Below are 25,889 nucleotides of genomic sequence, written 5' to 3'. Positions count from 1 at the left end.
AAGGAGAAGCCAAAAATGGCCATCACAAAAACTTCCGATCTAAAGACAATCAAGCAGTCGTGGCACGAAGCCGTTTCCACACTCGACCGTGAGGAAACACCTTTCCTGAGTTCGATTGGCACAACTTCGACCACAAACATCCTTCGCGAATTCTTCTCCAAGAAGTTGAACGATGCGGCTGCAAACGCACAGGCTGAAGGTGCTGATGCTCCGACAGCAACTAGCACGCTCGCAACACGCGCGGCTAACGTTTGCCAGATCTTCGCTAAGACACGCTCGGTCAGCACAACTGTTGAAGACAGTTCCACTGTTTCCAACGTTGACCACATGGCAGAGCAGATCAAGGACGCTTCCAAGGAAATCAAGCGCGACATCGAGAAGGCTATCACTGGTCCTCAGGGTTCGGTTCTTTCCGGTACTCGCGAACTTGCTGGTGCAGAAGCGTGGATCAAGACCAACGCATCGCATGGCACTGACGGTGTAACCGGCGGCTATAATCCAACAACCAACGTTGTTGCTGACGTTGTAGACGGTACTCTTCGCGAGTTCACTGAAACAATGCTCAACGACGCTTTCCAAGATATCTGGGAGCAGGGTGGTCGTGCGAAGACAATCATGCTCGGTGGTACACTGAAGCGCAAGTTGTCCACATTCAATGGCGGCACAACCGTTAATACGGCTGCTGACAAGAAGACAATCGTTAACGCGGTTGACTACTACGAAGGCGACTTCGGCAAGTACATTGTAAAGCCGAACTTCATCATGCGTACCCGCACAGTTCTGCTCTTGGACGAAACCACATGGGCTGCTTCTTACCTCACCAAGTTCACTAAGAAGGACTTGCCTGCTGGTGGTCTCTATGAGGCCAAGATGATCCATGCGGAACTTACGCTGGAAGCACGCGACGAAACCGGCAACGGTAAGATCGCCGACGTTCAGGCCGCAGCGGTCTAATCGAACTAACGAAGGGGCCTAATTGGCCCCTTCATTTTATCGCCCGATAAAAACAATAACAAAGAGGCGAACGTGAACAATGACAATATTCTCGACCTCACCATCGACTTCTTCCTGAAAGACGGAGAAACGAAAGTCGTACATGAGGACGCAAACAAAACCGTAGTCTGGACACGCCAAGGCAACCACGTTGTCGAAGACGTTTACCACCGCAATTTCCAAAGCCTGCTTGAACAGAATGCCGAAGAGGCAAAGGCGTTCAGCGCAACCGGCAAACTCGGCACGAACGTAAAAGTCGCGAGCATCCCGGCCAGCATCTACTACGCATGGGAACAGGAAGGCATCACAGAAGACGACGTTGAAATGGCACGTCGCCTGAATGATCCTGACTACAAGAAGTTCCGCGTGAACGGTTTGAGGCTCTAACATGGCCCTGAACGATTACGCCGCTCTTCAATCCAAGATCATCGAATACGCCGAAGAAATCAGCGTTGACGAGCCAATCGGCGATTTCATCGCCTTGGCCGAAGTCGAATTGAATGTGATCCTCAAGCACTACCGCATGGAAACTGAGGCCGTCCTGACGACCACAGCCAATGCGGTGGAACTGCCAGACGACTTCCTCGAAGCCCGCCTTATCGAAGTCGATGGCAAGATGGCCGTGCGTGTCAGCATCTACGGCGACGTTCTGAACTTTGATGAGATCGGCTATTACCAAGTCGGCAACACCTACAAGATCGTACCCGAGCAGGACGAGCCGCGCACGGTGCGTCTAGTCTACTACCGCAGCCTGACACCGCTGTCTGATGCAAATCCGACCAACTGGCTGCTGACGAAATTCCCGAACGTATATCTGCGCGCGTCACTCGTGCAGGGCTACAAGTATTTCGACAATCCACGCATGGAAGCATCTGAGCAAGCAGCGCTGGATAAGGCGCTTGCGCTTGTCGATGCGGATCACCGTCGCGCGTTCAACAGCGGCAATACCATCATCTTCGATGGAGGTATGGCCTAATGCTCGTTGATAGCGTGTTCGGTCCATGGACCCCTGATCTTCCCGACCTGAACAATCCGGGTGTGACTGTCGCACATAACGTCACTCCGGGTGTCGGCTCGATACCTGGCAGTGTCACCTATGGCCCGATGAAACGCGCCAGCGTCTATTCGGCTACCTCGATGGCTTCACGTCCCTTGGGCACGGCTGTTGGGCAGGATAGTTTGGGCACCGCCAAAGTCTACGGCGGTTGCGCAACGAAACTCTACAAGGTCAATCCAGCGGATCAGCAATGGCTCGACGTGAGCCGTGCTGCTGGATACGCGACCGCTGACACCGAGCAATGGCGCAGCGCGCAATATGGCTCTGCCGTGATCATGTCCAACTACACGGACGCACCGCAGTTCATCGACATGAACGTGGACACGCAATTCGCTGACCTGACGACCCTCGTGCAGGGCAGGTATGTCAGCGTGTTCAAGAATTTCGCGATCCTCGCGAATACCTACGACCCATTCGACGGCGCAAAGACAAACCGCATTCGCTGGTCCGCAGATGGAAATCCGTTCGATTTCAACTTCTCTGTCGCCACGCAAAGCGACTTCCAAGATATCAACGACTTCGGCTCGATCACTGGTGTTGTCACGGACGATTATGTCTGGGTGCTGATGCAGCGCGGCATTGTCCGCATGACCTATATCGGCGCTCCGTACGTTTTCCAGTTGGACACCGCTTGGAATGGCAAAGGCTGTTCGGTTCCGCAAAGCGTGGTCACAGTCGCCGGTAAGACCTTCTTCCTCAGCGATGATGGTTTCTACCAGATGGAAAAGGGTGGCTTCTCCAACATCGGTATTGGCAAGATCAACAAGACATTCCTCGCGGATGCCGACTTGAGCAAAGCCCACCGCATGAGCGTTGCTGCTGATCCAGACACCTCGCTCGTGTACTGGCAATATTGCAGCAAGGCCGCAACAGACGGCTCTCCTGACCGGATCATCATCTACAATTACGACACCGGCTGTTGGTCCGACGCAGATGCGACAAGCGAAATCATCTTCAACGCGATGAGCCTGCCTTGGACAATCGACCAACTCGACGTTTACGGCACGATCGATGATATCCCGGTAAGTTTGGATAGCGCAGTTTGGGCCGGTGGTAAGCCAATGCTCTGGGGCGCAAGCCTTACCGGCGACATTCTCGTTCTTGGTGGAGCAACGCTCCAAGCGACAATCGAGACGCAAGAGCAACACCTGATCAACACGCTTCGGATGATCAACCCGCAGACGCAGGGTGATCGAACAACCGTCATCGGCGTTCGACCATTCTACGAGGGCAATGGTGCAACTGCCTCGCTCAGCGTGGGTACTCGCGCGCTGACCAACGACACAGTTGAATGGACGCCGATCAAAACGGCAGGCGGTCGCAAGGGCTTCGCATATTTCCGAAAGCAGAGCCGGTTCCATCGTTTCCGATTGCTGCTGAACGGCGAGTGGACACAAGCATCGCTCCTGCAAATTGAAGCAAATCCAGCCGGGTATAGATAAATATTCGCATGAGAATCCCGTCGATTAGTGATGCGCGAAACGCGACCCAACTCCAAACAACCGTCAATCAGGTTGTGCGGCAGGTTAGCGACAACACAGGACAGTTTACGCTCACCAACGGCGTAGCGAGTACCATCGTGCAGAACCCGAAGGTCAACACGTTGAGCGTCATTTCGATTGCAGCGCCTCGCACAGCGGCAGCAGCAGGCGCAGTGACAACGACGTGGATCAGCAACATTGGCACAGGCCAATTCACCGTAAATCATGCCAACGCGGCAACAGTTAGAACATTCGATTACGTAATTCACGGAGTGTAATGGCAGTCACAAAGCACGATAATTTTGAGACATTCACACGCGAATATCATCGTTATCGTAGCCTACTGATTGAAGCCCTCAAGCATTCCCACGGCCACACGATTGAACAAATCGACGCTGGCTTGATCAATCGAGATTACCAGTTCTGGACCACTGACAACGCTTGCGCTGTGACATCGCTCACGGAGTGGCAAGGCAAGTCCGTGTGCTGCTTCTTCCTCGTAGCGGGCAACAAGTCCCGCGCATTGCTCGAAATCTTCGAAGTCGGTTTGCCCTCGGTCGAGGAATACGCGCGGTCGCATGGCTGCGAAGGCGTGCTCGGAATTGGCCGAGCCGGTTGGTCACGCATCACAACAGCATTCGGTTTCACCACCCACAAAGGGGACGACGAAACGATATATTTTAAAGGACTTGCATAATGGGTAGCACGCCAAAAGAGACCACCACAAAAACAGAACCATGGGACGGCGCGAAAGGCTATCTGCAAGAGTATTACGCGAAGGCTGATGCTCTCTTCGATAAAGGCGCTCCGCAGTATTATCAGGGGTCCACTGTTGCGGATCAATCCAAAGCGACCAAAGACGCGATGGCGCAGCAGGAAGCGATTGCTCGTGGCGGTCAAGGCACGGCTGCGCTGACCAACGCGCAGAACGCAGTTGCCAATATTGCTGGCGGCTCGGCTAATCCCACACAGGCCCAGGACACGCTTTCCCGTTTGCAGAGCAGCACGGCCGCTGGAGGCAATCCCGCGCTAGGTCAGGTTGCCAATGCGAACGCCTACACAAACACCGGCTTAGGCTTGCAACAGCAGCAGGCGAACAATCTGGCTTCATCGAAGAACCCGGTGTTGTCGAACCTCATGGCTACGGCATCCGGCGCGAACGTCGGTAAGAATCCATACTTGGACCAGATGGTCGCGACACAGCAGGGCAAGATTGCCGACCAGTTGAAGAACGTCACGATGCCGGGGATTTCCGGTCAGGCGAACATGCTGGGTCGTTCAGGTTCGAATGCGTTCGCTACTCAGTTGAACAACGCGACATCGACAGCAGCGGAAGCGATGGGTCGAGCAGCAACCGACATGTACGGTGCTCAGTACAACACCGATATTCAGACACAGTTGAACGCGAACCAGCAGGTCGGAAACTTCTATAACAGCGACCAGCAAAACCAGATTTCCGCAAATGCGAACGTGGCGAACACGAGCAATTCACAGCAAGGTCAGCGCTTGGCCGGTTCGTCGCTCTACGGCGATCTCTACAACAGCGACGTCAACAACGGCTTGAACAACTCGAAACTCCAATTGGATGCAGCGAATAGTCAGGCTGGAAATGCAAACGCCGCTGCAAACACTCAGTTGGGCGCGGCTGGCATGGCTGGCGATACCTACGGCTACGGTTACCTGCCTTCGCAGCAATTGGGCCAGATCGGCGCAATTCAAGATACGCGCGCACAGGACGTGTTGAACGCCGATATTCAGAAGCACGACTTCGAGCAGACACAGCCGATTAGAAACATCGCGGACATGATCAACATGGTCAACGGCGGTGGCTATAACAACGTGACTACCCCTGTGTATTCGAACACGGCGGGTCAGGTTGCTGGTGGTTTGGGTTCGCTTCTCGGACTGCTCACACTTTGCGACGAGCGCACCAAGCGCATCATCCGTCAGATCGGCTTTATGCCGGTTGCCGATGGTTCGACAATCCCGATGTACGAGTTCACCTACAAGGACGATCCAGAGCAAACCACATGGGTCGGTCCGATGGCTCAAGAGGTCGAAGAGATCATCCCAGACGCGGTTATCGAAATCGGCGGTCGCAAACACATCATCACCGATACATTCGTGGAGGCCGCGTAAATGGCAAACTTCGATTTCCTAAGCATGTGGCAATCACTGACCGACGAGGACAAAAAGAAACTCCAGGAGCAGGCTCAAGGTGGTCTGCTCAACGTCGATCAGTCCGCACAGGCTCCAGCGCCCGCTCTGCTCGACACTTCGGCTCCTGCTGAACCTGAGAAGAACCGAACGATGTTCGGCCTGCTCGACGGCATCGTTCCGCAAGATGACGAGAAACGACAAGCCCTCGCAATGGCTCTCATCCAAGGTGGTGCTGGTGCTATGATGGCTGGTGGACCTAGCCGCGATCCAATGAACTTCGGTTCTGTCCTCGGTGCCGGTATCGGTGCAGCGGCAAAGGGCTATGGCGATGCTCGCAAGGATGGTCTTGAGGAACGTCTGACCAACGCGAAACTCGGCGCGAACCAGATCAAGTTGCAGCGCGATCAGGCGAACAAGGATGCTGTTGCCGCAATCGGTGTTGATCCCACAGGCAACGGCCCGATGAGCGTTTCCCAGATGAAGGCGCTCTACAAGTTGTATCTGGACAACGGCGAGTTCTCGGCTGCGAACGCACTGCTTGAACGTATCCAGCAACTCGATGACAGCCAGCGGAAGAACGGCGCACTGCTCGGTCCCAATGGCTACGAACTTGCTCCCGGCGTTGCGGAGTCGGCTGAAGACCTATCCCGCGCAAAGGATGCTGGTCAGTATACGAGCGACCGTAAGGACTACGAGTTCGGCCTTGAAGATCCGAAATTCCGTCAAGAACAGATTGACCTCAAGCGTGCCGGTGCAACGAACATCACCAATGGCGGTGGATCGGATAAGCAGATCTTCGACACGATGCTTGCTGAGAACGAGAAAGCCCGTCAGGCGCAAAACGGCTTGAAGGGTATCTATGAGGCACGCAACGCGGTTGAAAGCGGCGGCGTGTTCGGCGCTGGTGCTGACCAATTCCTGGGTCTGCGCAAGATTGGCCAGTTGATTGGTGTTGGTGACGTGGACAAGATCACGAACACTGAAACCTTCCGCTCGGCTATCGCTCCGCAGGTTTCGGCAATGCTCAAGATGACGGTCGGTTCGGCCAACATTTCGAACAGTGACCGTGAGTTCGCTGAAAAGGCTGCTGGTGGTTCTATCCAACTGGACGAGACCAGCATCACACGCCTGCTCGATATCATGGAGCGCGGCAACAAGGACTTGATCACCTCGTATAACAGCAAACTCGACACCGTTTATCCCGGCGACAACGACACCTTCAAACGAGAGCGTTCGGTTCTCGGTGGTGTTTCAGTTCCCGAATATACGCGGCCTGAAAAGAAGTCGAACCTGCTGGACATCGGTGAAGATGGAAAGGTCAGTCGCCCGGTCGAAACCCCACCGGCTGCGATCACGACAGTCGAAGATTACAACAAACTGCCATCGGGCGCGTCGTACATCGATCCCCGCACGAAGCAGATCAAGAAGAAGAAATAACTACCACAAGAAGCCCGATCAACGGGACGAGGTGAGACATTGGCAAGACCCGCATTGAATAACGATGCGCTTTACGCGTTCAAATATTATCAGGACAAATACAAACTCAAGCCGCATCAGGCCGCTGGTATTGTCGGCAATCTCTTCCAAGAGAGCACGATGAACCCGATGGCTCGCAATCCCGGCGATGGCCGTGATGGCTCCGATAGTATCGGACAAGGCCAGTGGAATGGCGACCGTGCAAGGGCACTGAAATCATTCGCAGCGGAGCGAGGCACGGATTTTACCGACCGCGATACGCAACTGGATTTCGTCATGCACGAAATGCAGGGACCAGAGAAATACTCTTACGACCGCTTGATGAGCGCGCAGAACGAGCACGATGCTGCCGCTGCGATGATCGGCTACGAGCGTCCACAAGGCTACAGCAGGGCAAACCCAACGGCTGGTCACGGCTGGGATAATCGTCTTGGTGTTGCGCAGGAACTGCTTGGTCGCACGCCGGAAGAAATCGCAGCGGCTGCACCTTCTCAGGTTCAGGCACGAGCACAAGGCCCGTCGCTTCTCGCTATCGATAAGCCGGAAGCACCCGTGATCGAAACGGCAAAAGCCGACAAGCCACTCATCGATATCCCGAAAATCCTGCCGGATGAAATCTTCGGCATGGACACGGCTAAGACCGGAAAACTGCTCGGCGGTCTCGGTGAGATGATGGGCAAGAACGCCGAGAGCATGAACAAGCAGGTCGCCAAAGGCGGTCGCACACAGGACGCGCCAGTGCAACTGACCGGAGCGGTTAGCGGCGTGACGCCAATGCGCGGTGACGGGACTGACGGAATGGAGCCGTGGGAACTGCTTCAAATGATGATGAAGCGCGGTAATCGCGGCGGGAGGCTCATCTAATGGCTGGTAGTGGAAGCATTTTAAAGAAGAAGCCGGAAGACGAGTTGTTCTCCCTCATGGACCAGGACGAGGTTGTCAGCGATGTTGACCCCGGCTTGGCTGCTTTGATGGATGCCGACGATGACGTTCGTGTCGGTCCAAATGAAAGCAATCTCGATCCCGAAGGCGAAGCACCGTGGAACGTCCGTATGGAAGTCGGTGCGCTTGAGAAGCCAGAGGACAAACTGGTCGCGCTCCGCAAGACCTATCCAGATGCGCAGCCAACGAAAGACGGCAGCAACTTCATGATGACAAACCCGGAAACGGGTAAGACCATCATGTACAATCGCGAAAGTTGGAATCCGCTCAATCTCACGGCCGGTGACTTTGCCAGCATCGCACCTGAGATCGGTGAAATCGGTGGCGGTATCGGTGGTGCTGTCGGCGGTGGTATCGGTGGTGCTGCTGTCGGTTCGGCAGTTCCAGTATTGGGCACGGCTGCTGGTGGTGTTGCCGGTGGTATCGCTGGTGCAGGCACAGGTGCAGTTGCAGGCCGTGAAGGCGTCCAGCGTGGTCTAAACTACCTGTTCGGCAACGAGGACACACGAACCGGCTCGGAACAATTGACAGACGCGGCTAAGACCTTCGCATTGAATGCGGCTGGTGAAGGCGCAGGCATGGCCGTTGCAAAGGGCGCAGGTGCATTATACGGCGCTGGAAAGCGATTTGTCGTAGGCGAGGCTGATGATGCGGCAAAGGCTGCTCAACGCGCAACGGATCTCCGCGCTATCGGTGCCGAGCCGACCGCTGGCATGGTCAATGGCAATGCCCGTATCGCGACAAAAGAACACGCACTTGCCGCAACAAATTCCGGCAAACGAATTCAGGAACGCATCTCGCAGGCTTTCGATGCCCAAGGTGATGAACACTTGCGGGTTGTTGATGGTCTCACAGGAGGCCGTGGAGCAGCGAGCAAGCAGGAACTAGGCGAGGCACTGCAAGGATACGCCCAGCGTGCCAAAGAAGCGGCTACAGCCCGCAGCGATGAACTTTACGGCCAGACCGCACAACTAACGCAGGGTGTGAAGGCCAGCGGCGACAATATCGGCGCAGAACTGAAGCGCCTGCAAGGCCAGCGCAAATTGCTCGGCAAGTCCGCTGAACTCAATCAGGGCAAAGCCTACGATGACGCTATTCGTCAGGCGTCGGCGATTGTCGAAGATGTCGGCAAGGGCGCTGATTTCAACACCCTCAAGCAGGCTCGTACCTCAATCCGAGAACTGGCAAACGATCCCGGTGCCGATGACGTTCTCAAGACCCGCCTGAACAGCGTTGCGGATGCTCTGACCAAGGACATGGAGGCCACTGCTAGTGCGGCTGGTCCTGATGCTTTGCAGGCATGGCGTAAGGCGAACAACCAGTTCCGTCGTCGTGTCGCGGATGACAGCATCTTCAACGAGAAGCAGTCAATTGATCCGATCCTCAAGATGACGCCGGACAAGGTGCACGACTATGTTCTTGCGCAGTCCACAAAGGGTGGCACTCGTTTGCAGGCCATTCGCCGTCAGATCGAGAAGGCCGGTGGACAAGAAGCGTGGGATGATCTCGCTGGTAACACAGTCCTTCGCATGGGCCGTCAGGTCACAGAGGCAGGCGAGAGCGTCTATAATCCGACCCGCATGTTCAACGAATGGAGCAGGCTTTCGCCGGAAGCGAAAGACGCGCTGTTCAAGGGCACGAGCCGTGCGCAGTATCGTCAGGACATGGATCGTCTTGCGCGTGTGGCTGAGAATTGGAAGCCGTATCAGGGCAAAGCCAATCACTCCAACACGGCTTCGCATCAGTCGGCATTGGCGGAAATGAACCCATTGGATCGCACGACGATCTTGGGTGCGTTGTTCGCTGGTCCAACTGGTGCAGCCACAGCGATTGCAGGCAAAACCCTTGCTTGGGGCGGTCGTCGTTATCAGGCCGCGTTGCTCGCTGACCCTGAAGTGGTCAATCGTTTTGCAGGTTTCTCGCGAGCATCGGTGGAAAAGGGCGGCACTCGCAAGTTCATCGAAGGCATCGCTTCGCTCGCCAAAACCGCAGCAAACCCGGCCACTCGCACTGCGCTCGACGAGTACCTACGCGAGATCAATTACCAAGAAAAAGCATGGGAACGGTAAATACGTAAGCGCGAGAGCGTGAGCACCGACAAAAACAATAAAAACAAGGTGGTAAACGCCAATGGCAGACATTTCAGATACAAAGTGGTCAGAACTTGACCCGTCGAATAACAGCGCAAGCCCGGATGGTATTCAGGGCAGTTATGCGCCGAATACGGTTGCTCCGATCCTTCGTGCAACTCGCGGTGCCATCAAGCGCGACTATGTGCAATCCAATCCCATCTACACGAGCACCGGCACTTCGACCGCTTACGTTCTGACCTACGCGCAAGCACCCGCTCCGATCACCAAAGGCAAGAAATTCGTATTCTGGGCGCATGTAACAAGCGGTACTGCACCAACGTTGAACGTCAACGCTCAAGGGGCGAAGTCGCTGCTTCGTCCAGATGGCTCGGCTCTGCTTCTCGGTGATATTCAGGCGAACACGGTCGTTATCGCCCACTACGATGGCACGGCTTTCCGTGTTGCGAACCCCGATGGTCTTGATGCAGGCCAACTCATCGCTGGCACGGTTACTGATGATCGATTGCCTACGACACAGACTGGTAAAACGTTCACATCGGCAACTACTGTCAGCGGCGATATCCTGTCAGTCGATCACGACACATCGCCGCAAATCTTCCTTCGCAAGAAGACAGGCACGATCAATCGTGGTCAGATTTCCGCTAACATCGCTGGTTCAGCCGTTACGATCCAGACCTATAACGCTGCTGGCGTCGCAACTCAGAAACTAGATATTCCCGAGACCGGCAATATGCAGTTTGCCGGTGCAACTGTTTGGACCGCTGGTAACGACGGTGCTGGCTCTACGCTTGATGCAGATTTGCTCGATGGTTATCACGCAACTGCGCTTCCCGTATCGACGCTTCAGCAAACGGCTCTCGATCTCAAAGCGAACCTTGCGTCTCCTGCGCTAACAGGCACCCCAACCGCTCCAACAGCAACCGCCGGAACCAATACCACGCAATTGGCGACAACTGCCTATGTGTCGGCTGCTGTCGATGCAATTATAGGAGTTGCCGCTGGCGCAATCGCACCATTCGCTATGGTCACACCGCCCGCCGGTTGGATGAAGTGTAACGGCGCGGCAGTTAGCCGATCAACGTATGCGGCTCTATTCACGGCCATCGGTACGTCATGGGGTGTTGGTAATGGTACCACGACATTCAACGTTCCCGATCTACGCGGCTACTTCCTTAGAGGACTGGATGACGGACGAGGTGTCGATACAGGTCGCGCTTTCGGTACTGCGCAAGAAGACGCCATGCAGGGCCACCGGCACGACATGCTTGGAAGTGAAACGCCAACCTCGGCTGGTGGTTCTGGGAATGCTGCACCACAGTACCGCACCGGCTCGTCTGCAACAACAAGGGACCCCGTAACCGATGGGGTCAATGGAACCCCGCGTACCGCTGCTGAGACCCGTCCAAAGAACATCGCGTTGCCGTTCTTCATCAAGTTCTAAGAACCAATCGATATTGGCCGGAGCCTTCGTCGGAAAGCAGCAAAAACCCTTGCGCTGCAACGCTTTAAAAAAAGTAGTGTAAACCGCATTTAGCACTTATGTGCTCTTCTACACCACCAAGCGCGTCGGCGGCGGGGTGCAGAATTTCGAGGCGATCAAGGTGGTGAAGTTTGCTGCGAGCTGACGCTCAGTGAGTAGCGGGTAGTGATAGGTGAGTAGGGGCGGCCGGTTGGCTGCCCCTTTCACATCACTGCTCACTACCGACTAACCAGTACTCACTCAATCATCCCCAGGATCCCCATGACCTACGCCCAAACCACTCCGCCTTCGGCGGAGCCGCTGACGCTTGCCGAGGTGAAGGCGCATCTGCGCATCGATGGAAGCGACGAGGATGCGCTGCTGGCCTCGCTGATCCGGACCGCCCGCGAACATCTGGAGCGGGAGACGGGGCTTTGCCTGATGTCTCAGGCGTGGCGGCTTTATCTCGACCGCTGGCCGGCCGATGGCATCATCCGGATATCGAGATCGCCGGTGCAAGAGATTCAGAACGTTACGGTTTACGACGCGGACGGGACGGCGCTTGAAGTTCCACTGGAAGATCATCTGCTCGACGGCGAAGGCCGGCCGGCGCGGCTTTGGCTGCGGCATCCACCGGAGCCGGGCAGATCCGTCAACGGTATCGAGATCGACTTTTCGGCCGGCTTCGGCGAGGCGGGAACCGATGTGCCGGATACGCTGAAGCGGGCGATGTCGATCCATATCGGCCATATGTTCGCTTTCCGCGGCGTCGTTTCGCCGGAGAACCAGCCGGCCGGCATTCCCGACGGCTACGAGCGGCTGGTCGCGCCGTTCCGGATGCGGAGGCTCTGATGGTGCTGTTCTTCGATCCGGGGTCGATGACTGCCAGGCTCGACCTCGAGGCACCGGAGAAGGTGCCGGACGGGCAAGGCGGCGCGGCGGTGACCTGGGAGGTGACGGCGACGCTCTGGGCGCGGATCGAGCCGGTCTCGTTTGTGGTTGACGAACAGGCGGCGGCCGAGGGCGGCACGATCAGCCACCGCATCTGGGTGCGGTTCCGCGACGACATTTCAGCCGGCCAGCGGTTTCGTAAAGGTGCACGGGTCTTCCTGGTGAAGCTGGTGCACGACCCGGACGAGACGCGGCGTTATCTCGTCTGCCAATGCGAGGAGGAGGCCCGATGACGGCGGGAAACGCGCTTCTGCAAGCGATCCACCAAGTCCTCTCCGGCGATGCGGCGCTGGCTGCGATCGTCGGCGCCGACGGCATCCGCGACCGGTTGCTGCCGCGGGCAAAGCTGCCCTGCGTGGTATTCGGCGAGATGGAGACACGGGATTTCTCGACCGCCAGCGAGGCCGGCGAGGAACATCTTCTGGTGCTGGAAATCTGGTCCGACGGCGAGGGGCGGCGACGGGCGCAGGAGATCGCCGGATTGGTGTACGCCCTGTTGCATGATGCGGCGCTGGCGCTGGAGGGGGCGGTGCTGGTGAACCTGCAGCAGGTGAGCATGCGGACGCGGCGGGAGCCGAAGTCGAAGTTCTATCTGGCGGAGATGCGGTTTCGGGCGGTGACGGAGTGATGGGGTCACTCGGATTGTTCGTTGAATAACGCGAGGAGAATGTATATACAATGAATGTACATTGTGGATCCTGGGGTTATGGTAGCACTTCGAAAAAACGAAACGATCAATCTGCGGATAGATGCATCGACACGCGAGGTCATCGCCCGGGCGGCTGAGATCTCCGGCAAGTCGCTGACGGCGTTCATGACCGAAGCGGCCTTGGCCTCAGCCCAGAAAGAGCTTTTGGACCAACGGTTCATCGGCGTCGATGCCAGCGTCTTCGATGCTGTCGAGGATCTGCTCGCGGAACCCGCCCGCGCGAACGAGAAGCTTTCGGCCTTACTCAAGTCGAACCGGCAATGGCTCGACTGAGCCATGTATCGCAAACCGGCTCCGCTGAGCGAGCGCCACAATCTGGAAGACTTCGACAGCGGCAAGTCCGTGCTTGATACGTTCCTGAAGGAAATGGCGCTTCACAATCAAGCGCAGGGTTACACACGGACCTTCGTGATTGCCGATGCCGATTTTCGCGTCGTCGGTTACCATTCGCTTTGCGCCGGCATGATTTCTCGCGAACACGTGCCTCGACAGGTCAAGGGCCACCAGGCACCCGGCGAGATTCCGGTGGCATTGCTGGCTCGGCTTGCGGTGGACCGGAGGCACCATGGACAGGGGCTTGGCGGCGAACTTCTGAAGAATGCCCTATTGGCCGTGGTTGCAACCTCGGAAGTGGTCGCCTTTCGGGCCGTCATGGTTCATGCACTCGACGACGAGGCAACAGGGTTTTACCTCAGATACGGTTTCCGACAGGCCAAGGGACTGGACCGAACCTTGCTGCTGCCGGTCAAGGATATCGCCGCGTCAGTTGGCAATTAAGCGGCCGTCCGCGCATTCGCCTTCCTCACCAGCCCCACCAGCAGCAGCACCAAGACCAGCGAGATGGCTGACAGCACGGCTCCCGTGACCAGGGCGGCGGTGGCGCCGGCGCGGTCGAGGAGGGCGGTGAAGATGACCGGGGCAGCGGCATTGGCGAGGTTCTGCGGCAGCGACAGGCGGGCGGATTGCAGGCCGAATTCACGCGGCGAGAAGAGCGACAGCGGCAGCAGCGCGCGGGCGACCGCGAGCACGCCGGTACCGAAGCCATAGAGCACCATGAACACCACCAGGACCGGGGCAGAGGACGTGACGGTCGCAGCGAGCAGGAAGCTGAAGAGAACCAGGGCGGTGCCGACGAGCGACGTGAGAAGCGCATTGCCGCGTCTGCCGAGAGCCATGTCGACGAAGCGGGCGGAGACGCCGATCGCGCCGCGCGCCGAGCCCAGCTGCAGCGCAAGCGCCGGCGAGGCGCCGGCCTGTTGCAGGAGAGCCAGCAACGAAGGCGACAGGCCGAAGCTGATGAACGAGCTGATCGCGGTGGCGGCAGCCACCAGGAAGAAGGCGCGGCGGCGTTCCGGCGGCGTGAAATCGACAGGGACCGTATCCGTGGCCTGAGCTTGCTCGCTCCGGTCGATCGGTTTCGGCAGGCCGAACAGATAGAGCGGCAGGCAGACGAAGATCTGCAGCGCGGCGGAGAGCACAAACGTCATCCGCCAGCCGACGAGATCGTTCATCAAGGCCAGAACCGGCCAGAAAATGGTCGCCGAAAGCCCGGTGAACAGCATGAGGATGGCGATGATGCGCTTGCCATCCAGGCCCTCCCGTTCGACGACCGCGGTATAGGCCGGTGCCGACAGGCCGAGCGCGCCGCCGATGCCGATGACGATCCAGGCAAGCCCATAGACGAGGACCTCGTGGGCGCTCGCGAGCAGCAGCAGGCCGATCGCGAAGAGGACGGAGGCGCTTGCCATGACTTTTGCGGCACCATGGCGGCCGAGCAGCCGGCCGGTCGCGGGACCGGCCAGCGCGCTGACCAGCATCATGATCGACAGGCCGAAGAACACGACTTCGTTCGGAAGGTTCAGTTCCGGCGCGACGATGCGGCCCATCACCCCGAGCATGTCGAAGGTCGTGCCCCAGGAGATGATCTGGGTAACGGCGAGCACGGCGATCGTCTGCACCGAGCGCAGCGGGAGAATTTTGGGCATTGCGGCGGGAAGCATTCGCGAAACGGATGTGAGCGCCCGACGCTCTAGCACCGCTTCCGGAGGTACGGAAGCGACAATCCGACAACACAGGAAAGGACTTCCAGATGGTGGCGCAGAAGGGCAAGGACCTGCTCTTGAAGATCGACAATGACGGCGCGTTCCTGACGGTGGCGGGGCTGCGCTCGAAGCGGCTCGCCTTCAATGCCGAGACCGTCGATATCACCGATGCCGAGAGCGCCGGGCGCTGGCGCGAGCTTTTGGGCGGCGCTGGCGTGCAGCGCGCTTCTCTGACCGGCGGCGGCATTTTCAAGGACCAGGAAAGCGATGCGCTGGTGCGGGCGGCGTTCTTTGCCGGCAGCATTCTTGTCTGGCAGATCCTGATCCCCGCCTTCGGCTCGGTGACCGGACCGTTCCAGGTGACGGCGCTCGAATATTCCGGAGAGCACAATGGCGAGATCCGCTTCGAGCTAGCGCTGGAATCGGCGGGCAGCCTGACCTTCGGAGCGCTCTGATGCAGGGCGCACGGGCAAACCGCAGGCGCGGCGAGGTGGAGGCGGTGATCGACGGCGAGCGCCGCCTTCTCTGCCTGACGCTGGGCGCATTGGCGGAGCTGGAAACTGCGTTCTCCGTCGGCGACCTCAATGGGCTGGCGGACCGGTTTTCCTCCGGACGGCTGAAGGCGGCGGACATGATCCGGCTGATCGGTGCCGGCCTGAGGGGTGGCGGCAATCTCTATTCCGACGACGAGGTGGCGGCGATGAGCGTCGAGGGCGGAATTTTAGGCTACGCGCGGATTGTCGGCGATCTGCTGGCGGCGACGTTTGGAGCGCCGGGCGGAGAGGCCGCGGCAAACCCTTGAGTGCCGCAGCGGGCATCGGAGCAGTCGCAGGGGGAACTTCGAACGGGTTCTCTGCCGCAACCGCGATCGAAGAGCCGAGGCGACCGTTTCCTTGGGATGCGGTGATGCATGCCGGTCTTTGCCTGCTGCGGCTTCCGCCGAAGGATTTCTGGGCGCTGACGCCGGTCGAGTTTTCCGCGATGGCCGGTGGGCTGAAGGGACGTGGCGCGGGCATGGAGAGGGCGGAGCTGGACGCGCTGATGCGGGCGTTTCCGGATAGGTGAGTTAGGGCCGCGGCGACGAAACGGGAGTGCACCATGGAAGACGATAATAGTTTGGCAGGCACCCTGTCCGGCGCGGAGGCGCTGACCGGCGTGATGGCGGATCTCGAAGTGCGTTCGCAGCGCTTCGGCGCGGCGCTGACCGGGGCGCTCAGGTCCGCGACGACAGGCGGACGCGGGCTTGAGGACGTACTCAAGGGGCTCGGCAACCGGCTTTCGGACATCGCGCTTTCCGCTGGCCTCAGGCCGCTCGAAAACATGCTGGGCAAGGCGATCGGCGGGCTTGTCGGGTCGGTGACGCCGTTTGCCGACGGTGGTGTCGTGCGCTCCCCGAGCTTCTTCCCGATGGGCGGCGACATGGGCCTGATGGGCGAGGCGGGGGCGGAAGCGATCCTGCCGCTGAGACGCGGGCCGGACGGGGTGCTCGGCGTAGCGGCGGCCGGCAGCGGCGGCCCGCAGATCGTCTTCAACGTGACGGCGGGCGACGCGGCGAGCTTCCGGAAAAGCGAAGGGCAGATTTCCGCCATGCTGGCGCGCAGTGTTTCGCGCGGCCGGCGTGGCTTGTGACGATAATTTTGTGAGGAAAAGATGAGCGGTTTTCACGAGGTTCGGTTCCCGTTGCGCCTGGCGCTCGGAGCAACCGGCGGTCCGGTGCGGCGCACCGATATCGTCAACCTTTCCAACGGGCGCGAAAAGCGCAACCAGCGCTGGCGGGATTCAAGGCGCAGCTATGATGCCGGTTCGGGGGTGAAATCGCTCGCCGATCTTTATGCGGTGCTGGAATTTTTCGAGGCGCGGGGCGGGCAGCTTTACGGATTCCGGTTCCGCGATCCGGTCGACTGGAAATCCTGCGCACCGGGCGAGGTTGCGTCGGCAACCGATCAGGTGATCGGCACGGGCGACGGGGAGACCGTGGCATTCCAGCTCGTCAAAACCTATGCGGATGGCGGCGGGAGCTGGAAGAGGCGGATCGCCAAACCGGTTGCCGGAACAGTCGTGGTGTCGGTGAACGGCGTCGCAGAACCGGCGGAGGCCTGGTCCGTCGATGTGACGACGGGGATCGTCACCTTTGCCGCCGGCCATGTTCCGTCGGTCGGGGCGGCGGTGCGGGCGGGTTACGAATTCGACGTGCCGGTGCGGTTCGACACCGACCGGATCGATGTCAACCTCGCGCATTTCGATGCGGGGCATATTCCGACCATTCCGCTGACGGAGGTTTTGGCATGAGAACTGTACCGGCCGATCTGGCCGAACATCTGGCGCGGGAGACGACGACCACCTGCCATGCATGGAGGGTGACGCGGCGTGACGGCACTGTGCTGGGTTTTACCGAGCACGATCATGACCTGACATTCGGCGACACGACCTTCCTGGCGGCGAGCGGGTTTTCGGCAAGCGAGGCAGAAGCGGCAACGGGGCTTTCGGCGGGTGCCGACGAGGTGGCCGGTGGGTTTTCGAATGCGGCGATCCGCGAGCAGGATTTGGCGACCGGCAGGTATGACGGTGCGCGGGTGGAGCTGTTTCTCGTCAACTGGGCGGCGGCGGATCAGCATGTTATCCTGAACGTGCGGGAGATCGGCGAGGTTTCCCGTGCCGGCGGGCAGTTTCGGGCGGAGTTGCGCAGTCTGGCGCATCGGCTGAGCCAGCCGCAGGGGCGCGTCTACAACCGACGCTGTGACGCGAGCCTCGGGGATGCACGCTGTGGCGTAGACCTCGATCTGTGGCGGGGTGAGGGGGCGGTGATCGCGGTGCGAGATACGAGCCGGATCGTCGTTTCGGGGCTCGGCGGTTTCGAGGGCGGTTTCTTCCGGCAGGGTGTGCTGACGTTTTCCGGCGGCGTGACGGTGGATGTCGAGGCCCACGAAAAGCAGGCGGATGGTTCGGTCGAGCTGACTTTCTGGCTGCCACTGGAAGTGTCGGTCGTGGCGGGCCACACATTCACGGTGACCGCGGGCTGCGACAAGTCGTTTGCGACCTGCAGGGCGCGCTTTGCCAACCATCTGAATTTCCGCGGCTTTCCGCATGTGCCGGGCGCGGATTTCGCCTATTCCTATGCCGACGGGGAGCGGGTCCATGACGGAGGCCCGATCTTCCAATGAGCGGGCAGGGCGAGCGGGTCGTGGCGCTGGCCGAGGGATGGATCGGCACGCCCTACCGGCACCAGGGCGCGCTGAAGGGCGTCGGTTGTGATTGCATCGGGCTCATCCGCGGGATCTGGCGCGAGCTTTATGGCGAGGAGCCGGAGGCGGCGCCGGCCTATGCGCCCGACTGGGCGGAGCGGAGCGGTGAGGACCGGCTGATGGACGCGGCCTTGCGGCTCTTCGGGCCGGCGATGCAGATGAGTGAGGCGGAGCCGGGCGACATCCTGCTATTTCGATGGCGGCCGGAGTGTGCGGCGAAACATGCCGGGGTGTTGGCCGGGCCGCAGCATTTCATCCATGCCTATGAGCAATCGGCCGTGACGCGTTCGGCGCTGGTGCCATCGTGGCGGCGGCGGGTTGCGGGCGTGTATCGGTTTCCAACCCGAACTTGAAAAAATCCTGGCTTGGGATATCTTCTGGAGTGGTGAGCGGAGTTGCTGCTCCGCCCACCGTTTGCTTATCTGTTGAAATTGATCCGGACGGAGAAAGACCAGCCCGTCCGGGTCACCTTAAAGATAAGCGTAATGCCAATCGGCCTGAGCCTCATCACATTACCTCCACTTTCGAGAGCAAGGCCTTTGCCTGGGTCGGCGCGGCCTATCCTCGCCGATACGCCGGCTGGCGCGGCGCGTGCTGCTTCTGCTCCCGAATTTTCTGGACGCTATCACAATCTGAGCGAGCATCCAGTGGCGACGCTGGGCGGCGGCGAGGTATTTCCATGGCCACTATCCTTTTCCAGGCGGCGGGGGCGGCGCTCGGCAGTGTGTTCGGTCCGGTCGGCGCCATCATCGGGCGGGCGGCGGGTGCGTTGGCCGGCAGCATGGTCGACCGGGCGCTGATCGGCGGCAGCGGCACGACGATCTCCGGGCCTCGGCTTGCGACTGCACGCATCCCGGGTGCGGACGAGGGTACGGCGATCAACCGCATCTATGGGACGGCGCGGATCGGCGGCACGCTGATCTGGGCGACGCGTTTCGAGGAAGAGGTGACGCGCGAGCGCTCCGGCGGCAAGGCAACGAGCGGGCCGCGGGTGGAGACGTTCCGCTATTTCGCCAACCTGGCGGTCGGGCTCTGCGAGGGGCCGATCGCGGGCGTGCGGCGGGTCTGGGCCGATGGACGAGAACTCGATGTGACGGCGATCGAGATGCGGGTCTATCGTGGCGACGGGGAGCAATTGCCCGATCCGCTGATCGAGGCGAAGCAGGGCGAGGGCAACGCGCCGGCCTATCGCGGGCTGGCCTATGTCGTGTTCGAACGGCTGCCGCTCGACAGTTTCGGCAACCGCATCCCGCTCCTGCAGTTCGAGGTGCTCCGGCCGGTCGGCAGGCTCGAAGAGCAGATCCGTGCCGTGACGATCATTCCGGGCGCGACCGAACATGGTTACGCGACCGTGCCGGTGACGGAGAAGACCGGCGAGGGCAGCGCGCGTATTCTCAATCGCCACACGCTGGCATCCGGAATCGACTGGCAGGCGTCGCTCGACGAGTTGCAGGCGCTCTGCCCGAACCTCGAACGGGTGGCGCTGGTGGTCTCCTGGTTCGGGACTGACCTCAGGGCAGGGCATTGCCGGGTCGTGCCGGGCGTCGAGGTGCCCGAGCGGTGGGAGGAGAGCTCGGAGTGGTCAGTGGCGGGGATGTCGCGCGGCGGCGCGCATCTGGTGAGCCAGGCCGGCGGACCGGCCTTCGGCGGCACGCCGAGCGATGCGAGCGTGGCGCAGGCGATTGCGGATCTCAAGGCGCGTGGGCTGAAGGTCTATCTCTATCCGTTCGTGATGATGGATATTCCGCCCGGCAACGGCCGGCCGGATCCCTATGGCGGAATGGAGCAGGCGGCCTTTCCCTGGCGTGGGCGGATCACCTGTTTTCCGCTGTCGGCGGATAGGACTGCGGATGTGCGGGCGCAGGTGGAGGCTTTCAGCGCTGGTTCCGAGGGGTATCGGCGCATGGTTCTGCATTATGCCGGCCTTGCGGCAGCCACGGGCGGTGTCGATGGCTTCATTCTCGGCTCGGAGCTGCGCGGGCTGACGCAATTGCGCGACGAGGCGGGGACCTTCCCTTTCGTGCAGGAACTGGTTCGGCTGGCGGCGAATGTCCGGGCGATCGTCGGGCCGCAGACGAAGCTGACCTATGGCGCCGACTGGAGCGAGTATTTCGGCTACCATCCGCAGGATGGGTCGGGCGAGGTGCATTTCCATCTCGATCCGCTCTGGGCCTCGGCGAACATCGACGCGGTCGGCATCGACAACTACATGCCGCTCGGGGATTGGCGCGACGAGGATCTTTCGGCGGACAATCCGGATGGTTTTCGTCTCGCAGATGACCGCCAGGCGATGGCGGCGCAGATCGCCGCCGGCGAGGGTTTCGACTGGTATTATGCGAGCAACGCGGACCGGCGGAACCGGCTGCGATCGCCGATCAGCGATGGGCTGGCGGGGAAACCTTGGGTCTATCGTTACAAGGACCTGCTGGGCTGGTGGTCGAACCCGCATCACGACCGTGTGGACGGTGCCGAGAATACAATGCCCACGGCCTGGATCCCCGGCATGAAGCCGATCTGGTTCACCGAACTCGGGTGCCCGGCGGTCGACAAGGGCGCCAATCAGCCGAACGTCTTTACCGACCCGAAATCGGCGGAAAGCGCGCTGCCCTATTTCTCGAGCGGCGGTCGGTCGGACAGCATGCAGCGACGGTTCCTGGAAGCGCATCATGGCTGGTGGCAGGGCGACGCGCCGCCGGCGGGGAATGGTCGATCCGGACCACGTCTTCGTCTGGACCTGGGATGCACGGCCTGTTCCGGCTTTTCCCGGCGATCTTTCCGCCTGGAGCGATGGCGGCAACTGGCGCACGGGCCATTGGCTCAATGGCCGGCTGGGAGGAACGACGCTTGCCGATGCCATCGCCGCGATCCTGACCGAGCATGGTTTTGAAGATTTCGACGTTTCGGAAGTGAGCGGCGACCTGACCGGCTACGTGCAGGGAGAGGTGACCTCCGCGCGAGCGCTTCTGGAGCCGTTGCTCGAGGTCTTTCTGGTAGATGTCGCCGAAGACGGCGGCAGGCTGCGCTTTCGCTCGCGGTTGACGGCGAGCCTGGCGGCGAAGGAGATCGCCGTCATTGCCGATATCGAGGATGAGCCGCTGTGGTCGGAAAACCGGGGGCATGACAGCGATTTTGCGGCGGAGGCGGTGCTGACCTCCTACAATCCGAGCCTGGACTACGAACAGGCGGGCGTGCAGCCGCGGCGGGCGCGGGCGGAAAGCCAGCGCATCCTGAGCTACGACCTGCCTGCCGTGCTGCCGGAGGAGACGTCGCTCGGTGCAGTCGAGACGCTGCTGCGCACCCACAGGGTTGCGAGGCGGTCGTTGAGTTTCGCGCTTTCGCCGGCGGATATTACCGTCGAGCCCGGCGATGCGGTGCGGCTGGCCCTGCCGGATGCCGTTGGCCCGGAGGGGACGTTCATTGTCGAGCGGATCGAAGAGGGCGCGGCGCGGCGGATCGAGGCGCGTCACCACGCGCCGCTCGCGCCGTTGAACTATGCTGCCGGCGAGGGCCGCAGGAATGGCGGCAGCGCCGTGTCCGACGCATTTGCGCCTGTACTGCACTTTCTCGATCTGCCGCGGTTTAAGCCGGGCGAGGCAGCGGGTTTCGCCCGCGTTGCGGGCTTATGCCGGCCGTGGCGGCGGATCACGTTATCCTCTTCCGTGACGACGGAAGGGTATCGCACGCGTTCACTGCTCGACCGGCCGGCAAGGCTCGGCATCCTGGCGGCGCCCCTTTCGGGCGGTGTGATCGGGCGCTTCGATCGCGGTCCGGCCACGGAGATCGAGCTGTTTTTCGGCGGCTTGTCGTCGGTTGACGAGCAGGCGGTACTGAATGGCGAAAACCGTATTGCGGTGAAGGCACGGAACGGCGCCTGGGAAGTGGTCGGCTTTGCTTCAGCGGAAGAGGTCAGCCCGAATCGCTGGGCGCTGTCGAACCTGTTGCGCGGCCTGGCGGGGACCGAGGATGCCATGCTGGCGGGCGCCGCGGCCGGGGCAGCCGTCGTCGTGCTCGACGAGGCCGTTGTGCCGCTGGGACTGTCGGCGGAGGAGCGCGGCCTGGCCATGAACTGGCTGGCGGAGAGCCTGGGGCAGGCGGGAGGACGTTCCGGCCCGCATGGATTTGCGGGAGGCCTGCGCGCCGAGACGCCGCTCTCGCCGGTGCATTTCCGGGGCGAGCGGCAGGTCGGCGGCGATGCCCGGCTCACCTGGGTGAGGCGCGGCAGGGTCGAGGCGGACAATTGGGACGGGATCGAGATCCCGCTGGACGAGCCTGAGGAACGCTACCGGCTCGAGTTGCTGGACTGAACCATTGTCAGGCGCTCGGTCGAGGTAACAGAGCCCGCTTTCACCTATCCGGCGGCCGACGAGATTGCCGATTTCGGCGGTATCCGATCGAGCCTTTCTTTGCGGGTCCGGCAGATGGGACGGGCGGTTCCGCTCGGGGTCCCGGCCGAGGCGGTCGTTGTATTCTAGCTTGAACAAGGAGATGACAAATGGATGGCATGAAGGCGTGGTATCAGTCGAAGACGGTCTGGGGCGGGTTGATTGCGGTCGTCGCCTCGCTTCTGCAAGTCACTGGAATTCAGCTCGGAGCAGATGTCCAGGCGGACCTCGCAGAGCTTGCGGTGACGCTGGCGGGGGCTGCCGGTGGGTTTTTCGCGATCTACGGTCGTATCGCGGCCCAGACCGGAATCAGGGGAAAATAGCCGCATGAAGGAAAGCATTACGGACCATTCATTTGCCATTCAGCCGCCTTTGGCTACATAATCCATCACATGCTTTGGACATGAATCCTGTTTGTCTTGTGAGTGGAAATTGTAACCATGGCGCGACTGCCAATCATCGCGATACTGACCGCCGGCCTTGCCGGTTTCGCCGGCTTTTTGCCGGAAAAGGTCGGTGCGCGTGATTATCTCGTCCTCGTCGCAGGCGATTGCGGCTCGGCGGCGTCTCGCGTGGTTCGGGAAACCGGCGGCCAGCTTCTTTCCGCTCAGCCCTCCTCCGATGGCCAGACCTGTGTCGTGACGGTGCTCGTCCAAGGCGATGGCAATCAAAGACCGCGCAAGGTAACCGTCAGGGTTCCGATGTAAGGCGGCTCCGGCGGGGATCAGCCGCCGGGCATCATTCGAGGGGCGGTGAATGCGCATTCTGGTGGTCGAAGACGATGTCAATCTCAACCGGCAGCTTTCCGAGGCCCTGAAGGAGTCGGGTTATGTGGTCGACCAGGCCTTCGATGGCGAGGAAGGCCATTATCTGGGCGAAACCGAGCCTTATGACGCGGTGATCCTCGATATCGGCCTGCCGGTGATGGATGGCATCACCGTCGTCGAGAAATGGCGTGCCGGAGGCAAGGGCATGCCGGTTCTGATGCTGACCGCCCGCGACCGCTGGAGCGACAAGGTGGCGGGCATCGACGCCGGTGCCGACGACTATGTCGCAAAACCCTTCCATGTGGAGGAAGTGCTGGCCCGCGTTCGGGCGCTGATCCGCCGGGCGGCGGGGCATTCATCCTCCGAAATCGTCTGCGGGCCCGTGCGGCTCGATACCAAGGCTTCCAAGGCAAGCGTCGAAGGCGTCGCCCTGAAGCTCACCTCGCACGAATTCAGGCTGCTGTCCTACCTGATGCATCACATGGGGCAGGTCGTTTCCCGCACCGAACTTGTGGAGCACATGTATGACCAGGATTTCGACCGCGATTCCAATACGATCGAAGTTTTCGTGGGCCGGCTTCGCAAGAAGCTCGGTGTCGACCTCATCGAGACGGTCCGCGGACTCGGCTACAGGATGCAAGCGCCAAACGATGCGCCCTAAATTCCGGATGATCGGACCAAGATCGCTGACTGCCCGCGTGCTGCTTCTGGCCACGTTGTGGTCAGCACTGGCTCTGGTCGTCATTTCGATAGTCATCTCGCAGCTCTACCGGCAATCGGCCGAACGTGCCTTCACCGATCTCCTCCGCGCCCAGCTTTACAACGTCATCAACTCGATCACGATCGGTGACGACAACAAGCTCGCCGGCAGCCCTCAGCTCGGCGACCTGCGCTTCTCGCAGCCCGAGACCGGCTGGTACTGGATCATCGAGCCGCTCGGCACCTTTGCGGCGACGCCGCTGTCATCTTCCTCGCTCGGTACCTCGAACATCAGCGTTCCGTCGATCCTGGCGGTACCTTTCAACAATCGCTACGAGCGCTTCTACCCCGCGATCGACGCCTACAAGAACCATGTCCTGGTCGCCGAGACCGAGGTCGTGCTCGACGGCGAAGGTCGCGCCGCGCGTTTCCGCGTGTCGGGCAATCTCGCGGTTGTCGAGGAGGATATCCAGGCCTTTACCCGCAGTCTCTATATAGCCCTTGCCGTCTTCGGTTTCGGCAGCCTGGTCGTCAACGGCCTGGCGATCCTTTACGGGCTGCAGCCGCTTGATGGCGCACGGCGCTCGCTCGAAAGGGTGCGGCGCGGCGAGGCGGAGCGGCTGGAAGGCGAGTTTCCGCGCGAAATCATGCCGCTTGCCAGCGATATCAACGCGCTGATCGAAAGCAACCGCCGCATCGTCGAACGCGCACGCATGCAGGTCGGCAATCTAGCCCATTCGCTGAAGACGCCGATCGCGGTCCTGCTCAACGAATCGCGTGCCGTCGAAAAGGTGCAGTCGGACATGGTGCGGTCGCAGGCGGAGGGAATGCAGGCGCAAGTGCAATCCTACCTGAACCGCGCGCGCATCGCCGCCCAGCGCGAATCGCTGCTTGCCCGGACCGAGCTCGAGCCGGTGCTGGAACGCCTGGTCAGGGTGATGCGGCGGCTCAATCCGGAAAAGGAATTCCACCTGTCGGTCTTTCCGCCGGGCGTGGCGCTTGCCATGGAACAGCAGGACGTCGAGGAAACCATCGGCAACCTGCTCGAGAATGCCGCGCGCTTCTGCGAGACCGGCGTATGGATCACCGCTACGCCGACATCAGGCCCTCAATCCGGCGAAGGCGAAACCGTGCGGCGCTCCTGGGTCGAGGTCGCCGTCGAGGACGACGGTCCGGGGCTGGAGCCGGATCAGATCCGCGAGGCGATGAAACGCGGCAGGCGCCTCGACGAGAGCAAGCCGGGCGCCGGCCTCGGACTGTCGATCGTGCGCGAGATCACCGGCGAGTATCAAGGTTCGGTCGAGTTGACGCGCGGGGCGCGGGGCGGCCTGAGGGCGCAACTTCTGCTTCCGGGCATCGCCAAGGAAGCCCCGTGATCGTCCGATATTGACAACACGGTCCTGCTTAACTGTGGCGTAAGGGCAACATCAGCCTAT

Annotated in this window: 27 protein-coding genes and 1 pseudogene; 27 read left to right on the top strand and 1 reads right to left on the bottom strand. The window is 60.6% G+C overall.

Features of this window, described 5'->3' with window-relative positions:
• Positions 1-15 precede the first annotated feature (15 nt).
• The 15 genes from ACZ9EJ_RS12740 (at position 16) to ACZ9EJ_RS12670 (ending at position 14,098) form a co-directional block, all read left to right on the top strand.
• Complete coding sequence (locus tag ACZ9EJ_RS12740) at positions 16-954, top strand: SU10 major capsid protein (RefSeq protein WP_046641528.1); 939 nt, start codon at positions 16-18, stop codon at positions 952-954.
• A gap of 72 nt (positions 955-1,026) precedes the next feature.
• Positions 1,027-1,380, top strand: a complete 354-nt coding sequence (locus ACZ9EJ_RS12735; RefSeq protein WP_046641527.1) for a hypothetical protein — start codon at positions 1,027-1,029, stop codon at positions 1,378-1,380.
• Position 1,381: 1 nt separating this feature from the next.
• Positions 1,382-1,969 carry a phage adaptor protein gene (locus ACZ9EJ_RS12730; RefSeq protein ID WP_052764659.1) on the top strand — a complete coding sequence of 196 codons (588 nt, stop codon included), beginning with the start codon at positions 1,382-1,384 and terminating at the stop codon, positions 1,967-1,969.
• On the top strand, positions 1,969-3,492 hold the full coding sequence (locus ACZ9EJ_RS12725) for a hypothetical protein (RefSeq protein ID WP_046641526.1): 1,524 nt from the start codon (positions 1,969-1,971) through the stop codon (positions 3,490-3,492). Before ACZ9EJ_RS12730 ends, ACZ9EJ_RS12725 begins: the two co-directional genes overlap by 1 nt.
• A gap of 316 nt (positions 3,493-3,808) precedes the next feature.
• Positions 3,809-4,228, top strand: coding sequence for a hypothetical protein (locus tag ACZ9EJ_RS12720; RefSeq protein ID WP_046641524.1), 420 nt, complete (start codon positions 3,809-3,811; stop codon positions 4,226-4,228).
• The gene (locus tag ACZ9EJ_RS12715; RefSeq protein ID WP_046641523.1) at positions 4,228-5,670 is read left to right on the top strand and encodes a tail fiber domain-containing protein; all 1,443 of its coding nucleotides are present in this window, start codon (positions 4,228-4,230) and stop codon (positions 5,668-5,670) included. Before ACZ9EJ_RS12720 ends, ACZ9EJ_RS12715 begins: the two co-directional genes overlap by 1 nt.
• Positions 5,671-7,128 carry a hypothetical protein gene (locus ACZ9EJ_RS12710; RefSeq protein WP_476099192.1) on the top strand — a complete coding sequence of 486 codons (1,458 nt, stop codon included), beginning with the start codon at positions 5,671-5,673 and terminating at the stop codon, positions 7,126-7,128.
• A 39-nt stretch (positions 7,129-7,167) separates the two neighbouring features.
• Complete coding sequence (locus ACZ9EJ_RS12705; RefSeq protein WP_476099190.1) at positions 7,168-8,031, top strand: phage tail tip lysozyme; 864 nt, start codon at positions 7,168-7,170, stop codon at positions 8,029-8,031.
• The gene (locus ACZ9EJ_RS12700) at positions 8,031-10,178 is read left to right on the top strand and encodes a hypothetical protein (RefSeq protein WP_052764657.1); all 2,148 of its coding nucleotides are present in this window, start codon (positions 8,031-8,033) and stop codon (positions 10,176-10,178) included. Before ACZ9EJ_RS12705 ends, ACZ9EJ_RS12700 begins: the two co-directional genes overlap by 1 nt.
• Positions 10,179-10,239: 61 nt before the next feature.
• The gene (locus ACZ9EJ_RS12695; RefSeq protein ID WP_052764656.1) at positions 10,240-11,643 is read left to right on the top strand and encodes a phage tail protein; all 1,404 of its coding nucleotides are present in this window, start codon (positions 10,240-10,242) and stop codon (positions 11,641-11,643) included.
• 300 nt (positions 11,644-11,943) lie between these two features.
• Entirely contained in the window at positions 11,944-12,513 is a 570-nt protein-coding gene (locus tag ACZ9EJ_RS12690; RefSeq protein WP_046641520.1) for a head-tail connector protein, read from the top strand.
• Positions 12,513-12,845 (top strand): phage head closure protein, encoded by a 333-nt coding sequence (locus ACZ9EJ_RS12685; protein ID WP_251091213.1) that lies wholly within the window; start codon positions 12,513-12,515, stop codon positions 12,843-12,845. The genes ACZ9EJ_RS12690 and ACZ9EJ_RS12685 overlap by 1 nt, the downstream gene beginning before the upstream one ends.
• Positions 12,842-13,240 (top strand): DUF3168 domain-containing protein, encoded by a 399-nt coding sequence (locus tag ACZ9EJ_RS12680; protein WP_046641519.1) that lies wholly within the window; start codon positions 12,842-12,844, stop codon positions 13,238-13,240. Before ACZ9EJ_RS12685 ends, ACZ9EJ_RS12680 begins: the two co-directional genes overlap by 4 nt.
• A gap of 78 nt (positions 13,241-13,318) precedes the next feature.
• Positions 13,319-13,594, top strand: a complete 276-nt coding sequence (locus ACZ9EJ_RS12675; protein ID WP_046641534.1) for a type II toxin-antitoxin system TacA family antitoxin — start codon at positions 13,319-13,321, stop codon at positions 13,592-13,594.
• A gap of 3 nt (positions 13,595-13,597) precedes the next feature.
• On the top strand, positions 13,598-14,098 hold the full coding sequence (locus tag ACZ9EJ_RS12670; protein ID WP_046641518.1) for a GNAT family N-acetyltransferase: 501 nt from the start codon (positions 13,598-13,600) through the stop codon (positions 14,096-14,098).
• On the opposite strand, the gene ACZ9EJ_RS12665 is transcribed toward ACZ9EJ_RS12670, so the two are convergent.
• The gene (locus ACZ9EJ_RS12665) at positions 14,095-15,306 is read right to left on the bottom strand and encodes an MFS transporter (protein WP_046641517.1); all 1,212 of its coding nucleotides are present in this window, start codon (positions 15,304-15,306) and stop codon (positions 14,095-14,097) included. The genes ACZ9EJ_RS12670 and ACZ9EJ_RS12665 overlap by 4 nt on opposite strands.
• A gap of 104 nt (positions 15,307-15,410) precedes the next feature.
• On the opposite strand from ACZ9EJ_RS12665, the gene ACZ9EJ_RS12660 reads away from it, so the two are divergent.
• From ACZ9EJ_RS12660 to ACZ9EJ_RS12605, 12 genes and pseudogenes are all read left to right on the top strand, one after another.
• Complete coding sequence (locus tag ACZ9EJ_RS12660; protein ID WP_046629847.1) at positions 15,411-15,818, top strand: phage major tail protein, TP901-1 family; 408 nt, start codon at positions 15,411-15,413, stop codon at positions 15,816-15,818.
• The gene (locus ACZ9EJ_RS12655; RefSeq protein WP_046641516.1) at positions 15,818-16,165 is read left to right on the top strand and encodes a gene transfer agent family protein; all 348 of its coding nucleotides are present in this window, start codon (positions 15,818-15,820) and stop codon (positions 16,163-16,165) included. The genes ACZ9EJ_RS12660 and ACZ9EJ_RS12655 overlap by 1 nt, the downstream gene beginning before the upstream one ends.
• A 65-nt stretch (positions 16,166-16,230) precedes the next feature.
• Positions 16,231-16,428, top strand: a complete 198-nt coding sequence (locus ACZ9EJ_RS12650) for a rcc01693 family protein (RefSeq protein WP_255737246.1) — start codon at positions 16,231-16,233, stop codon at positions 16,426-16,428.
• Between the two features lie 33 nt (positions 16,429-16,461).
• Positions 16,462-16,992, top strand: coding sequence for a phage tail tape measure protein (locus tag ACZ9EJ_RS12645; RefSeq protein ID WP_046641515.1), 531 nt, complete (start codon positions 16,462-16,464; stop codon positions 16,990-16,992).
• A 21-nt stretch (positions 16,993-17,013) separates the two neighbouring features.
• A complete protein-coding gene (locus ACZ9EJ_RS12640) occupies positions 17,014-17,652 on the top strand; it encodes a DUF2460 domain-containing protein (protein WP_046641514.1) in 639 nt (212 codons plus the stop codon).
• The gene (locus tag ACZ9EJ_RS12635; RefSeq protein WP_046641513.1) at positions 17,649-18,524 is read left to right on the top strand and encodes a DUF2163 domain-containing protein; all 876 of its coding nucleotides are present in this window, start codon (positions 17,649-17,651) and stop codon (positions 18,522-18,524) included. The genes ACZ9EJ_RS12640 and ACZ9EJ_RS12635 overlap by 4 nt, the downstream gene beginning before the upstream one ends.
• Positions 18,521-18,958, top strand: coding sequence for an NlpC/P60 family protein (locus tag ACZ9EJ_RS12630; RefSeq protein WP_046641512.1), 438 nt, complete (start codon positions 18,521-18,523; stop codon positions 18,956-18,958). The genes ACZ9EJ_RS12635 and ACZ9EJ_RS12630 overlap by 4 nt, the downstream gene beginning before the upstream one ends.
• 326 nt (positions 18,959-19,284) lie before the next feature.
• Positions 19,285-23,077 (top strand): annotated as a pseudogene (locus ACZ9EJ_RS12625) (baseplate multidomain protein megatron).
• Between the two features lie 20 nt (positions 23,078-23,097).
• A complete protein-coding gene (locus ACZ9EJ_RS12620; protein ID WP_046629855.1) occupies positions 23,098-23,310 on the top strand; it encodes a hypothetical protein in 213 nt (70 codons plus the stop codon).
• A 117-nt stretch (positions 23,311-23,427) separates the two neighbouring features.
• Entirely contained in the window at positions 23,428-23,694 is a 267-nt protein-coding gene (locus ACZ9EJ_RS12615; RefSeq protein WP_046607675.1) for a hypothetical protein, read from the top strand.
• A gap of 49 nt (positions 23,695-23,743) precedes the next feature.
• Positions 23,744-24,415 carry a response regulator transcription factor gene (locus tag ACZ9EJ_RS12610; protein WP_046607674.1) on the top strand — a complete coding sequence of 224 codons (672 nt, stop codon included), beginning with the start codon at positions 23,744-23,746 and terminating at the stop codon, positions 24,413-24,415.
• A gap of 7 nt (positions 24,416-24,422) precedes the next feature.
• Positions 24,423-25,829: an ATP-binding protein gene (locus ACZ9EJ_RS12605; RefSeq protein WP_046629856.1), complete on the top strand. Its 1,407-nt coding sequence runs from the start codon at positions 24,423-24,425 to the stop codon at positions 25,827-25,829.
• Positions 25,830-25,889 lie beyond the last annotated feature (60 nt).

Source organism: Neorhizobium sp. USDA 3394 (assembly GCF_056280385.1).
The sequence above is the reverse complement of the archived record's forward strand: the minus strand, read 5'-3'. Positions and strand labels throughout refer to the sequence as shown.